We start from the raw sequence: 14,869 nt of genomic DNA on the forward strand, positions 1-14,869 counted from the left end.
GAAAGCGAGTGCCTGGAGTGGAAATCAACGTTAAAATTGTAAAAACCCGATTTTCATCGAGTTTGTCTACAGTCTGAGTCCGCCATTATCGGCGGACTTTTTATCAATAGAGTGCTGTTAAGTCATTAAAATTCATTTATTCTGTTCAAGGCATTGATAAACTGCCATCATATCTCGTTTGTTCAATTCACGAATCCGTGCGAAAATCGGAATATCGGCAACGGCCTCGGTACGTTCACTATCAGCCACGGCATCTTTTACTTTTCCTGTCAGCCAGGTTTGCACGTCGATGTCCTCGACGATTGCTTTACGTCCTTCATCATCGATGCCACTGGCATGACAACTCACACAGGGTATCGTTAATTTATACACACCGTCATGGATGTTATCTTCTGAAATGACTTTCTTGCCATTACAGAATGGGCATTTATGACTTGCTTTAATTTTATTGATTTGGGTAACGATTTTTTTGTAGCCAAATGCTTCATAGACATAGGTTAGTTTTTTGTATTCGCCATTGGTGAAGTATTTATCAATAATGGCTTCTCTTGTTTCGTTAATATTGGCAAAGTCACAGATGGTGATCTGGTTTTTGCCGCTGATTGCTTCGATATTGCCTTTAATGCTGCCCCAGAATGGCAGGGTATTTTGTAAAACCACTTCATACCCGACGAAGCTTGCCAGTTCCAGTTCGAGCATTTTCAACGCCGCTTTTATTTCCCGAGGAAGGAATGAGACATCATCTGTAAGTGCGATATCGCCGCCCACAATCGCTTTTAGTTTTTCCAGTTCTGGCAGATTCCCTACAATTTTGATGACTTGATCAATCGGCTGTTGGATGATCTCGCGAATATCTGTATCACCAAATGTTAGTTTTTTATGATGGTTCAGGACCGTTCCTTGACAGACAGGACAGGCGATCATCTCTTTTGATGCTTTCATCTGCTCTTTAATGATCGATTTCGATATGAACATATAACGTCCAATGATGAAATTGAACCCTTCCCATGTCCTTGATGCCTTGCCTGCTTTATCGTAAAAGGACTTTTCCCAATACCCATATAAGAAGGTCTGCTTTTCGGCATCTGTCATCTCATTATAGCTTTTACTAATGTCGTGACCGAGTTCATTCTTGATCTCATCAAACAGGAATTGCAGCTTTGAATGTTGATAAAACTTTAGTACTTCCATCACGTCTGGATGTAATAAGCCATCCCAGAATGGCACGTTTTTGTCTTGAATGACGACATCAAAGTCAAATTTTTCAATGACCCTGCGGCCCGAACAGCTTGGACAATGATTTTCTGCAGAATAGAAATCGAAGCTTCTTGTATCTTTATTGGTCGGATGTGCTGCCACTAGATGGTTGATCATTCCGCCCAATTCATAAAGAAACGTATATTGACTGTACAAGTGCCGTTCAAGATCGATGGCGATCACAGGTGCGATCGTGTCTGACTCGTATTCACCATAAATCACACGAGCAATTGGTGATAAGCTTTTTAAAATGCCGCCCTTATAGACGTTCTCTGCCTTTTTAAAATAGTCCAGATGATTTTCCTGTAAATAATTGATGCCATTTTTTGACCGAAGTGTGGAAGAGATTTGCAATGGCTCCACTCGATCTTCACTGTTTTTGTGTCGATAATGATCATCATGACTGACAACTTCAAGATGCTGGACAGGTGCAAGCTGTCTTTTACCAAAATCAACGATATAATCCGAGCTTTCCAGCATATAACCATTATGTTCAATCATGATGATGGAGACTGATTCATCCTCCAGGATGACCCTGACACTATCAATGAATTGGTTTAAAATGTTTTGCGATAACCCTTTTGAAGGCTCGTCAAAAATAAACAGCGTGTGTGGGTTTCTTGTCTTCGCAAACAGCTCGGAAACTAAGTGGACACATTGAAATTCACCCGTCGATAGTGTTTGTGTTTTTCTTTCTAACGTCAAATAACCAAGCCCAAGTTTGATCAATAAACTCAAGCGTTTATGAGCGATGTCTTCATTTGGCAATTCTTCGATAATATCTTCAATCGAACGCTGAAAGATATCATCAATTTCATCACTGTATTTGGTGAGTTTCTTTTTAATATCAAGAAACGTCGCAACGGTTGATCGACTGGTAATCGATTTGTTTCGGTCCTGCCCTACCATGACCAGCTTATCCTTTGGATACCGCTTCTGAAAATCTTTAGAGATACATTCATTGACAAGTGTAGATTTACCGCAGCCTGACTCACCCGTAAAGGTAACGAGCCTATTCTTAGGAATCCGAATTTCTTCCATTTGAATATTACGGCAGTAAAGATCCTGAAATTGATAGTATTCCGTTGGCGTTGCTTCATTTCGTTCCCAGCTGATTGGTTTGGGACGTGGTGATTCCTCAACAATTTTCCCGCCATATTTCCCACTGCCAGGTCCAAAGAACAATTGTTCATCTGTGCTATCTAACACCGTGTCTGAGTGATCAATGAGCCAAATTTGATTTTTATAACCTAATTGCTTAATCTGTTCTAAAATCTTCAAAAGGGTTTGATGATCAAGACCGACGGAGATCTCATCAATGATGATCACGGTATTTTCACTTGTTGCCATGAATTCGGCCAAATAAAGCCGTGTTAATTCTCCCCCTGAAACTGTCCCCATAATACGATTTAAGCCTAAATAACCAATATTCATATTGATTATATTTTGGAGAATATGCTGTTTAGCTTCACTAATATGTAATGTCTCTGCAAGTGAAAGGATCGTTTCAATGCTTAAGTTGTTAATATCGGAAATAGTATGCGGACGATCTAATAATTCAATGGTATATTGCTCGACTTCTTGATTGTAGCGCTTCCCCTCACACTTTGGACATTCGACATTTTTCGTCGTACCGCGTCCTTTACAAGTGGGGCACCAGCCTAAGGCATTATTAAATGAAAAAACTTCCGGAGAAAGGTTGAATTTTACTGCAAGACAAACACGAATCTCTTTAAACACACCAGTATGTGTGCCAATGGTTGAACGGGGATTGGCTGAAATGGATGATTTGCCGAGAAAAAGGACCAGCGGCATTTCTTCCATCTTGATGGCGCTGAAGTTGGTTTCCATAATATTAGGAAATAAATACTGATATTCAGACTTGGGCAATAAGGAAACGAGACGCTTCTTGGATTCTTCCCCAATGGTTTGACAAAAAGTCGTTTTCCCGGAACCGGATAATCCAGCAATTCCTAATGATTGGTCGTCTACCAGTGCTGCATCTAAATTGTTTATATTGTTCGCTATTAATCGATTTATTTTCATTTGTAACTCCTCTCCATTTTATTAAGCTCAGTCTTTCATATTAGCACAGCGACAAATGTATTTGGTATTTTTTTAACGGTAGCTCCATCCTTCTATTCTTTCACATTCCACTGCTCCAAAAACATATGATTCATCAACAAAAATCGTGGACTTAGGATAGGGCTTTTTTCCATAATCAATAAGATGATTAGAGCCTACTTATAGATATAAAAGCCCCTCTCGATTAAGAGAAGGGCTTTCTTTACGAAGTATGACCATATTTTTGCCCAATACACTTATTTTGTATTGGACTTTTTTGCCTTGTCTTCAAGCTGGCTTCTGGGCTCAGTGGAGAATTCGACATCTTTTCCATGTCCCTGCGGGTTAACACTTGGTGCGATTCGGCCTCTTCCTGCTGTCTTTTTACTCATTTCCTTCACCTCCAAGTATATTATGTCCGAACTGTTGTAAATTAAAATGGAGGTCGTTTCTTTCTGTAATCTGTAATTCTGCTGCATTCTTATCTGTTCATGCAATGTCAATTTTTACGGTAAGAATTCATCAATTTGATCTTACACTTTATTTTTCAAGAAAATATTTTGTAAATTTTCAATCTATTTCATTGTGTTTATGGTTTTAGTTATGTTTTCGTTGCTTAATTCATGGTTTATTATTTCACCATCTGTCTTGCTTCCATAAACAACACTTGGATAAACTTTTTCATGTTATTGCGGCTCTGGTTGCTTACTTTTTTGCTTTTGTCTTCTAGCTCCAGCATTTTCTTGCGGACTTCCGAGAAGTCAAAAAATGTGGAAGAATAGGCTTCGAATTTTGGATTCAGATAGTCCGTCAATCCTAATGAAGCGATATGGATGAGCGCCTGGTGAAGAGCGCGGCGGACACGCTGCTCAGAAGCTTTCATTTCTTTCTGGATTTCGGCCTCTCCCGCTTTATCTCCCAGCTTTTCAGCAGCAATTCCTGCAAAAATTTCCTTTAAATATGGAAATGTGTAGGCGGAACCGAGTCTTTGCTTTTCATTTTGGAGGAATCCTATAATGTTTAGTAAATCCTCGCTCCCCCCTTCCCCAATCATTCCTAAATCTGAAATTAAGGAACGTCCGGCTTCCATAATATTTTTTGTATGGGAGGTGGACATTTTCGGAGACTTCGGGTGGCCCGTAAATACGTTCAACGATTTTTGAATACCCTGGATCGATTGATCCACCAGTATTCGCTCGTTTACTTTATTTAATATGCATGAAATTTCAACTTGGTTGAGCGGTTTTGTTATGTAGTATTCCGCCCCTAATCTATACGCCTCTCCAATCAGTTCCTTCGCTTCCACTTGCGAAATCATCACAAACTTTCCTTGAAATCCATCAGCAAGAGCCCTGATCGTTTCAATTCCGTCCCTAATTGGCATGAGCAAATCAATTAGGACAACGTCTGCTTTTTTTAAAAACAGCAGGCCATTATTCACTAACGATCCGTCTTCTGCTTCTCCCACCACTTTTCCTAAATCTTCGTCTTCAATCATCTCTGTCAGCATTCCTCGAATGGCAGGATCGTCATCTATAATGAAATAATTCATCTCGTTAACCCTTTCTCTATAATCGCATCAATCGGAAGTTCTACGATGAATACGGTTTCTTTATAGTTATCCATAAGCCTGATATACCCTCCAAATTTTTCAACAGTTTGTTTCACATACGATAAACCGATACCCGTCGAAGGGTTTCCCGCCGCATCAAATTTCTTTGTATATCCTGCTGTAAAAATGACTTCCTTCCGCTTCGGTGCAATGCCAAGGCCATTGTCACTGATGCAAAACTCCACGAATTGATCTTTCCTTTTCACATGCAGCGATACGTATCCCTCTTCTTTAATGGCTTCCACTGCATTGGCCAATAAATTATTTATTAATGATAATACCATATATACATGGTAGGGAGGATGGTCCCCATCTATATTCAAGGAAAATGAAATATCTTTGCGAAGGGACTCTGCATATCGCCTATTGGACACGATCATGATGTCACCAAGCTCTTCGATATTCATATATTCCTGCAGGTTTTCGGAAGACATGAGTTCCGACAGCCCCGCATAAATCCGCTGATTATCTTTTTTGATCTCATGCACGAGACCGGCAATCTGCAACGCCGTTTGTGCATCGCGGCCGTTAGTTCCCTCTGATCTTAACCGACGGTAAAAGTCATAACACGTGCGAGTGATTTCTTCAGCATTTTGCATCGTTTTCTTCAGTTGAACCGATTCTTCATACAAACTTGAAATGAAAAGCAGCATTTGTTCCTTTTGCATGCGCTGCTCCGCTTCTGCGAATTTTGCTTCTCTCAGCTTTAATATATTAAAAAAGCCAAGAACGAAAAAGCTTCGAATAAAGGCAATTAACACGAGTTGGTCAACCGCTAGCAAGGGTGTGTCCTGATTTGCCAAGAAGGAACGGATCGCCATTTCCGATACACTTGCAAAAATCTCGATCAATACCCCTAAAAGACCGATCATAAAAGGCTGATCGTGCCGTTCGTTCAATTTAGTCCGATGAAATGCGAACGCGTAGATGAAGTAATAGAAAAAGGCAGGAAAATGAAGATACATCGCTTCCTCAACAGATATGTCCCGTATCCCGACAGCCAGTGAAAAACGAAAAACAAACACACTCATCCCCGTTAAAATGCCTGCAATAATCGGGTGGATCCCCCTCCCCCATAGCAAAAACAAGAAAAAGACGGGGGTTCCCAAACTGACTCTGAATGTATCGTCGAATGGATAAAACTTGAATTCACCCGCAAGAGGCACCGCAATCATAATCAATAGTAATATCCTTATACTCTTTTTCAATACGGTCCCTCCCCAGTCACTATATAAAAAACATAACACATGAAATGTGAAAAAAGAGAGAAGGGTTTTGACTGAAATTATTATTTTTTCTGACCCTTGTAAGTTTCAGTAGGCTTCAGTAGGTTTCAGTAGGCTGATTATAAAATTAAAATAATCTCAACAAATGAAAGCGTTAACAAAAAAACAACTATATAGGAGGAATTTAAATGAAAAAGTTCGGCTTGGCTACTCAAATTTTTGTTGCACTTGTACTAGGTATCGTTGTCGGTGCTTTATTCCATGGTAATGAAACAGCCATGGCCATTTTGGTACCAATCGGCGATATATTCATTCATTTAATTAAATTGATCGTCATCCCAATTGTCATGGCTGCATTAGTAGTCTCAATAGCGGGAGTCGGCGATATTAAAAAACTAGGAAAATTAGGTGGGAAGACTCTTCTTTATTTTGAGATTGTCACCACAATTGCCATTGTTATTGGATTACTGGCGGCAAACTTGTTCCACCCAGGGTCTGGTTTAGATACAAGCAATCTTGAAAAAAGTGATATTTCAAATTATGAAGAAACAACAAAAACAGCTGGAAGCAATAGCTTTGGAGAAACAATTTCTCATATTGTTCCTCAAAATATATTTGAATCAATGGCTCAAGCGGATTTATTACCGATTATCTTCTTTTCTGTTTTATTCGGCTTAGGTGTGGCTGCGATAGGAGAAAAAGGAAAGCCTGTTCTTGGATTCTTTGAAGGTGTATTAGAAGTAATGTTTTGGGTGACGAATTTAGTCATGAAATTTGCCCCCTTTGGTGTGTTTGCGCTTATTGGTGTAACCGTTGCAAAATTTGGTATTGCAACATTAATTCCTTTAGGGAACTTAGTACTCGCTGTTTATGTGACGATGGTATTCTTTGTGTTCGTCGTTCTTGGAATTATTGCGAAAATGGCTGGGACAAGTATTTTTGTTGTCCTGAAAGTGTTAAAAGATGAACTGATTTTGGCATTTACAACAGCAAGTTCTGAGGCTGTATTACCAAGGCTTATGGACAAAATGGAGAAGTTTGGTTGCCCGAAATCCATTACTTCTTTTGTTATTCCAACAGGCTACACGTTTAATTTAGACGGCTCATCGATTTACCAAGCACTTGCTTCACTTTTCGTGGCACAAATGTATGGTATTGATCTATCAATTACACAACAGATTACTTTGTTACTAGTATTAATGTTAACGTCAAAAGGAATGGCTGGCGTTCCGGGTGCGTCATTTGTTGTTGTTTTAACAACACTTGGTTCTATGGGGCTGCCGGTGGAAGGCGTTGCGTTTATTGCCGGTATCGACCGAATTTTGGATATGGGAAGATCAGCGGTTAATGTCGTGGGGAACTCATTAGCGGCGATTGTCATGTCGAAGTGGGAAGGGGAATTTGACCAGGAAAAAGCAAACCATTACGTTGATTCAATTAAACATTCAGACGTAGCATAAACTTGTTGCAAATAAAGGAGGAGAAGACACCATGTCAACAATCCAGATAAATCATAACGTACGTATTGCCTTTACAGACTATGTCTGGCAGATATTGAAGCAAACGAAGACCGTCTAAAAGAGTATGTGGAAAAAAACGTAGGGATTATTACTGCCGTCAATCCGCATATTGGATACGAAGTGGCAGCGCGTATCGCTCGAGAAGCCATTTTAAAAGGAAAATCAGTACGTGAACTATGCCTGCAGTATGATGTGTTAACAGAGGAAGAACTTGATCTTATATTAAATCCTTACGAGATGACAAACCCAGGTATTTCTGGGGATGAGCTGTTTGTTAGATCGTAATTTCCCCACATGCTTTTGATGGAATGGCAGATGTGCCAAACATCCCATTAAAAATTCAAAATGAAGTCATGGTTGATGAATAACAGAAGTCTGGGGAATTGATATAAAATATGATTGTGTGCAACTCCTGGAAATTAATTTATACCCTGGTGAGCCCTCCTTTAGAGGGGCTTTTTTTGTTTTGTAGGGTGAGTAAACAATAATTAAAAAAGTGGATAGCCCCAAAAAAAGAATCCAATTTGAAATTGGATTCTTTAGCAGATTTTAAGTTTCTGTATTAAATAATAGTTTAAGCATTTTCTATCTGTGTTGCTCCACAATCTGCCCGATTGCGGAAGATTGTTAAACCAAATTAACAACTGATAAATCATTGGTTCATTTGAATCATCACAGGTTTCAAAAATTCCCATTAATTTGTTAGCAGCCCCATATTGGAGACCTTTTTTGCAATACTTTGTCATAAGCAGTTTTCCATATTTGAATAGGGAGTTTGTATAAACATGAACCAATAATCCTGATATTCTATAACGTATTACCTTTAACATCCTACTATGCTGGAAGACTCTACTTTAAAATACGAGTGTAATTTATAGTGTCATAATTCAATGGAATATAACGATCTTCTAAACGGGTAGGCTGTAATTCTGCTATAACCTTCTTCCATGGGCCCCGGATAATGATAATGACCATCATTAACTGGTTGATTGGTTGGTTCACCAATGCATGACTTTCACCCATTACCACATGCCCTCTTTGTTAATCCAATGTCAGAAGTAAACTATCCGTTGCAATGTTGAGCAAGAAAGGACTGGGTTCGCCAACCGTATATATCTGTAAGTTATGCATAGCCCTGGTACATGCGGTGTAGAACAATCTTCGTAGGCTCTCATCACCGTATGCTTGCACAGATGCATCATAAATGATGACAGCATCAAATTCGATGCCTTTAGCCAAATAAGCCGGAATAACAACAACACCCTGTTCATATTCATTTGTGCCTTTCTGTACGAGTTTAATTTCACCGATGGTACTAAGGGCATCGTATGCAGCGGCACTTTCCGCAGCAGATTTACATATTATTGCGATTGTATTATACTCACGACTTTGAAAGTCTTTGACTTTAGACAGGATTTTGTGGTGCAATTCATCACGGCTCGGCACTTGAGTTAGTACAGGTTTTTCGCCTTCACGGTCGAATGCCTTAATTCGATGGCCATCGGGAACTAGTTCACGTGTAAATTCTATAATCTGCTTTGTGGATCTGTAGCTTTGAGCCAAGGTTATACTCTCGGTTTCACTTATTCCGTATAAACTGGTAAGAGTCTGGAAATCTACCCGTTCGCTGGCATGGGCGAATATTGCCTGGTTAAAGTCACCAAGCACGGTCATCCTTGCAGAAGGAAACAGCCGTTTCAAAAACTCGAATTGAAATGGAGAATAATCTTGTGCTTCGTCTATAAGCACGTATTTTATAGAAGTATTTGTCTGAAATCCTAGAATTAACTCCTTCAGCAGCAAAAATGGAGTCGCGTCTTCGTAATGCAATTTACCTTCGTCCAGCATTTTTTGCGTTGATAAGCAAATTTCCCTTTCGACAGGTGTTTTACCCTCGTTCCACAGTTCGATCCGTGTTTGATCGTCAAAAAGTTGCTTGTATATTCCCTTAATGTCGATAAAATGAAGTGCTTTTATCCGTTTGCGTAACGTCTTCAATTTCTTACGAACAATCATGCGCGCGAGCATTTTATTCTCTTTCTCATAATCGTCAAAGGAATCTTCAGTATCGCCGCGTTTTTTCTCTAAGTAGGTGTATACCTTCTGATAGTCTTCTTTGCTAAGATACTCGATTTCCTCCTGGACCCAAGGTTGTTTCAACTCAAACTTTTCCCTTTCATCAAGTAAGTCACATAACCACTCTTTCAACTTTTCAATCCTATTGTGAAACCTTAGTGTGGTGTCTGTGTTATAAAATCTTTCTAAGGTTTGTTTGGCGGAGACGAGCGTTTCCCCTCGAAACCTTAACCCTTTAAAGATCATTCCAGATAATTCTAGTGATTGGCTGTATGTTTTGATTATCTCAAAGAAGCGAATTGAAGCCTTAAATCGGATACTCGCTGTCCTAGTGCTATAGGAAGGATCATCCGCTGCAGTTAACAAAAATTCTAATTGCTCATAAGGGTCCTCAACTTGAAATGAGTCAGTCAGACGATGGTCCAAATATTCCTGGAATGTTACCTGCTGCATATTCTCTTCGCCAAGTTCGGGTAGTACATTGGATACGTAGTTATTAAACATTGAGTTAGGAGAGAATAGAATGATTTGATTGGCTTTTAGCCTATCTCGATACTTGTAAAGCAAGTAAGCGATCCGTTGGAGGGCAGCTGATGTCTTCCCACTGCCAGCGGCTCCTCGAACAATGAGCAGGCGTCCGCGATCGTTCCGGATGATCCTATTTTGCTCCCGTTGTATGGTGGACACAATACTGTGCATATGCTTATCCGTCCCCTTACCAAGCACCTGCTGCAGTATCTCATCTCCAATGGTGAGACTCGTATCGAACATTGATTCGATAACCCCTCCCTTGATGATATATTGCCACTTTTTCTCCAACATCCCCCGAATTATGCCTCCGGGAGTTGAATATTCTACAGGGCCGGGAGGATAGTCATAATAGACACTCGAAATCGGAGCCCTCCAATCGTAGACAATGAAGTTTTCTCCTGTTGCATCAGCAAGAGTGGAGGTCCCAATATAAATATGTTCCGTAAGGGAAGACCCTTCTTCAGTTAAATCAATCCGGCCGAAATAAGGTACTTCCTGCATGCGGCGCAGTGTTGACAACCTCTTGAAGGCATATCTATGTGCACCTTCGCTTTGTGACAAGTCTTGAGCCTGCTGTCTTAAGCCAATGATCGTCTCGAGGTAATCATCGAAAGTATCCATATTAACCTTGAGGTCATCCCAAAAGTGTTTACGGATATTAACAACTTCTTTTCTACGCTGGGAAGTTTCACCTTCTATTTTGCTGATTTGTTTCGTAATTGTTTCTATCACCTCATCCAAACGTTCTTGCTCCTGCCGAATTTCATTGTTCATATCAGACACTCCTTTAAAAAATGAGAAATTAGGGGTTGACTAGAGGTGAGTTTTACCTTATACTTATAGTAAGGGGTAAACTGTTTTTATATATTGATAAATGTGTTTCTATACTAATTTATCACAATTTCTGAATTATATCAATATATATTGCACATCAGTTGCCATAATGAACCGTCGTTTTAAACTCTAATTTAACATGTAAAGTCAGTAACCAGTTGAGCAAGTAGCTTGACTGGTTATTTTTATGACTATTTACATATTTGAAAGCCTCATTGCTTCGCTGGTCACTGATTTCATGGTAGCGGCGACACTCTCATCAACGGCGATTCGTAGTATCCCATGACATAACGGCAGATCCTATTCCACCCATTCCGATTATTCCTAATACTTTATAAAACGAGTGCTCCTTTGTAATCCTTAAAACATTTTGTAGGAGGAATTTATAATAAAACAATATAAAACATGTCAAAGTTGCGGAATGCCGCTTTCTAAAGATGAATTAGGTGGAGGAACTGAAAAAGATGGTAGTAAAAGCACTAAATATTGTAGTCATTGTTATATAAATGGTGAATTCACTCAAAATATTACTGCGATAGAAATGCAAAAATTTGTTCAAAATCATTTGATGGAAAATATGAAGATGCCTAAATTTATTGCTAAGTTTTTTACTAGAGGAATCCCAAAGTTAAAGCGATGGAATTAGACAAACTATTAGAAAATGAATTAACTGTTTTCATTCAAAGGTGATTGAAACGGAAGGTGCGAGACTCCTGCGGGAATAGTGCGTCCAAGGGAGACCCCGCAGGCAGCGCCGAGGAGGCTCCCTGACCACCCGCGGAAAGCGAGTGCCTGGAGTGGAAATCAATTATCGAGTTTGTCTACAGCCTAAAGCCCTCCTTTATAGAGAGGGCTTCTAATTTTTAAAACAAAGGTGATTGAAACGGAAGGCGCGAGATCGGAAAGCGAGTGCCTGGAGTGAAGATCAATTATCGAGTTTGTCTACAGTCTGAAGCCCTCCTTTATAGAGAGGGCTTCTAATTTTTAAAACAAAGGTGATTGAAACGGAAGGTGCGAGACTCCTGCGGGAATAGTGCGTCCAAGGGAGACCCCGCAGGCAGCGCCGAGGAGGCTCCCGGACCACCCGCGGAAAGCGAGTACCTGGAGTGGAAATCAATTATCGAGTTTGTCTACAGCCTAAAGCCCTCCTTTATAGAGAGGGCTTGTTTGTTCTGCAGGGTGAGTAAAATACTGAATAATCCAGGATTAAAAAATGGATAGCTCCAAAAAGACTATCCAGCGTCATTTATTCCACTATTCTCTAATGCTGTCTACCAAATCATCACTTTACCCTTACCCCAGATTTGATCAAAGTAGGTGGAATCCCCCCCCATTTTTTGCTTTCCATCACTTGTGATCCGGTTCTCCGTGCCCATTCTAACTGCAATTTCAAAAAAAAGAACCTTCAATCCATAGATAGATCGAAGGTTCCATGTTTTATTTTTCATTCATTGCCTTTTCAATATCTTCATCAAGGAAACATTGTCCTTTGATGAAAAATGTTGCTTAAGCTTTTTGAAGTGACTTTGTTTCTGCATCTAAAGAATTAACTTGGTTCGGCAAGTCTTCGTTTAGTCCAAGCGCCTGCGCTGTTGAAGTAAGAAGTTCGCGGAAAAGCTCTGGGTTCTCCACTAGTGACACGCCATAAGAAGGTATCATTTCTTTTAATTTCGGTTCCCACTCTTTTAGATGTTGCGGGAAGCATTTTCTCATTACTTCAAGCATAACGTGAACAGCGGTAGAAGCACCAGGAGAAGCGCCTAGTAATGCAGCTATCGTGCCATCAGCGTCACTAACCACTTCCGTACCAAATTGAAGTGTTCCTTTTCCGCCTTGAACAGTATCCTTGATAACTTGCACACGTTGGCCTGCTACCACTAAATCCCAATCTTCGCTTTTGGCGTTCGGAACAAACTCACGTAATTCTTCCATGCGCTGTTCTTTCGATAACATAAGTTGTTGGATCAGGTATTTTGTCAATGACATCTCTTTTGCGCCTGCTGCCAACATAGTTACGAGATTATCCGGTTTTACTGAAGTTACCAAATCGAGCATTGAGCCATTTTTTAAAAACTTTGGTGAGAAGCCAGCAAACGGTCCAAATAGCAACGATTTTTTGTTGTTGATATATCTTGTGTCAAGATGCGGAACAGACATTGGCGGAGCACCAACCGAAGCTTTTCCGTATACTTTTCCATGATGCTGCTCTGCAATTTCCGGATTGTTACACACCATGAATATTCCACTTACTGGGAATCCTCCAATATGTTTTCCTTCAGGAATACCGGTTTTTTGCAGTAAATGCAAGCTTCCTCCCCCGGCGCCGATAAAGACGAATTTTGCAGTATGGCGTTCGACAGTACCGCTATCGAGGTTTTTCACTTTCAATTCCCACAATCCGTCGCTAGTACGTTTAATATTATTAACACTATGTTTATAGTTTATATCGACATTCTTAGTCTTTAAGTGGTCAAATAACAAACGCGTTAAGGCGCCAAAGTTGACATCTGTTCCAGAATCGATTTTTGTTGCTGCTATAGGTTCATTTAAAGTTCTGTCTTTCAACATAACTGGAATCCATTCCATCAGTTTTTCAGGATCATCGGAAAATTCCATTCCTTCAAACAGTGGATTGTTTGACATTGCTTCAAAACGGTTTTTCAAAAACTTTACATTTTCTTCCCCATGTACGTAACTCAAATGAGGCAATGGCATGATAAAGTCCTGCGGATTACCTATCAGATTGCTATTTACAAGATAAGACCAGAACTGTCTTGAAAGCTGAAACTGTTCATTAATTTTTATAGCTTTGCTAATATCTACGGATCCATCCGGTTTTTCGACAGTATAGTTAAGCTCGCAAAGTGCAGAATGCCCGGTTCCCGCATTATTCCACTCGTTAGAGCTTTCCTCTCCTGCGTCTGCGAGTTTCTCAAACACTGTAATTTTCCAGTCCGGTACTAACTCTTTTAGCAATGTCCCCAAAGTCGCACTCATGACTCCGGCACCAATTAAGATAACGTCTGTTTCAGTTTGTCTGTTACTCATTTTTACCATATCCTTATACCCAAGATTTGCAGAAAGGATGTAGACGCTCCTGCTTAAGCGTCACGGTAAGCCAAGACGCAACCAAGGAACACACCTTTTCTGTATGCATTTTTAACCCTATATAGTATATCACTATTATTTATAGATTTAAATATCAACTATTATATAACACCAAGATCTTTATCCAGCTTCTTGCAAAGGTTAAGGCTTTGGTTTGCCGTTATCAGTGAACCTCCACGCTTCTTAGTTGCACTGTACTGGATTATTTTAGTCATGAAAAATGTTCCCCCTTCTTTTGCAGATATTTCAAAATAACGTCAGATTTTCGAACTCTGGGAATATCCCCCGTTTTATTTATTTTATTTAATCAAAAATATGCACTTCAAACATTATATAACAGTTTATGACGTAGTTGGATACTTTGTCGTTATATTAGATGAACTTTTTTAACTAACCTTTTTTTAGTAAAAAAAGATTCATTCTCGGAGTTTGCGATTAGTGATGATGCTCTCGCCATTTTAAAAGGAAATGCCCGCTACATTTTCCACAGAAAAGGACAAACATTTAAAGAAGGCAGTCGCTTTCAATATGTTGATGAGGATCGTAAAAAAATTAGCGGCTGTTTAGCCATGCGCGGTGAAACGATTTATATTTTTACGAACGATGGAATTTATAAAACGATGTTATCGCAAGTAAAGTGA

General features: G+C 39.7%; 10 protein-coding genes and 1 pseudogene. 3 read left to right on the forward strand and 8 right to left on the reverse strand.

The features are described 5' to 3' along the window. Window positions 1-132: 132 nt before the first annotated feature. From NST21_RS22745 to NST21_RS22760, 4 genes are all read right to left on the reverse strand, one after another. Window positions 133-3,303, reverse strand: a complete 3,171-nt coding sequence (locus NST21_RS22745) for an ATP-binding cassette domain-containing protein (protein WP_340891426.1) — start codon at window positions 3,301-3,303, stop codon at window positions 133-135. 275 nt (window positions 3,304-3,578) lie between these two features. After that, entirely contained in the window at window positions 3,579-3,713 is a 135-nt protein-coding gene (gene sspL, locus NST21_RS22750) for a small, acid-soluble spore protein L (protein ID WP_340891427.1), read from the reverse strand. A gap of 239 nt (window positions 3,714-3,952) precedes the next feature. Beyond that, window positions 3,953-4,873 (reverse strand): response regulator, encoded by a 921-nt coding sequence (locus NST21_RS22755; RefSeq protein WP_340891428.1) that lies wholly within the window; start codon window positions 4,871-4,873, stop codon window positions 3,953-3,955. After that, window positions 4,870-6,141 (reverse strand): sensor histidine kinase, encoded by a 1,272-nt coding sequence (locus tag NST21_RS22760; protein ID WP_340891429.1) that lies wholly within the window; start codon window positions 6,139-6,141, stop codon window positions 4,870-4,872. The genes NST21_RS22755 and NST21_RS22760 overlap by 4 nt, the downstream gene beginning before the upstream one ends. 206 nt (window positions 6,142-6,347) lie before the next feature. Between NST21_RS22760 and NST21_RS22765 the strand changes: the two genes are divergently transcribed. Together NST21_RS22765 and aspA are read left to right on the forward strand one after the other, a co-directional pair. Then, window positions 6,348-7,619: a cation:dicarboxylate symporter family transporter gene (locus tag NST21_RS22765; RefSeq protein WP_340891430.1), complete on the forward strand. Its 1,272-nt coding sequence runs from the start codon at window positions 6,348-6,350 to the stop codon at window positions 7,617-7,619. Between the two features lie 64 nt (window positions 7,620-7,683). Further along, window positions 7,684-7,964: pseudogene (gene aspA, locus NST21_RS22770) on the forward strand (aspartate ammonia-lyase); the annotation flags it as partial. Between the two features lie 564 nt (window positions 7,965-8,528). Here aspA and NST21_RS22775 read toward each other — a convergent pair. After that, entirely contained in the window at window positions 8,529-8,702 is a 174-nt protein-coding gene (locus NST21_RS22775) for a hypothetical protein (RefSeq protein WP_340891431.1), read from the reverse strand. 18 nt (window positions 8,703-8,720) lie between these two features. Then, window positions 8,721-11,060 (reverse strand): RNA polymerase recycling motor HelD, encoded by a 2,340-nt coding sequence (gene helD / locus NST21_RS22780; RefSeq protein ID WP_340892613.1) that lies wholly within the window; start codon window positions 11,058-11,060, stop codon window positions 8,721-8,723. Window positions 11,061-11,541: 481 nt separating this feature from the next. Between helD and NST21_RS22785 the strand changes: the two genes are divergently transcribed. Next, the gene (locus NST21_RS22785; protein ID WP_445670568.1) at window positions 11,542-11,766 is read left to right on the forward strand and encodes a zinc ribbon domain-containing protein; all 225 of its coding nucleotides are present in this window, start codon (window positions 11,542-11,544) and stop codon (window positions 11,764-11,766) included. 625 nt (window positions 11,767-12,391) lie between these two features. Here NST21_RS22785 and NST21_RS22790 read toward each other — a convergent pair. After that, window positions 12,392-12,568, reverse strand: coding sequence for a hypothetical protein (locus NST21_RS22790; protein WP_340891432.1), 177 nt, complete (start codon window positions 12,566-12,568; stop codon window positions 12,392-12,394). A 58-nt stretch (window positions 12,569-12,626) separates the two neighbouring features. Next, window positions 12,627-14,168 carry a malate:quinone oxidoreductase gene (locus NST21_RS22795; RefSeq protein WP_340891433.1) on the reverse strand — a complete coding sequence of 514 codons (1,542 nt, stop codon included), beginning with the start codon at window positions 14,166-14,168 and terminating at the stop codon, window positions 12,627-12,629. Window positions 14,169-14,869: the final 701 nt, after the last annotated feature.

This window comes from Peribacillus sp. FSL K6-1552 (assembly GCF_038005205.1).
Taxonomy (GTDB): Bacteria; Bacillota; Bacilli; order Bacillales; family DSM-1321; genus Peribacillus; species Peribacillus butanolivorans.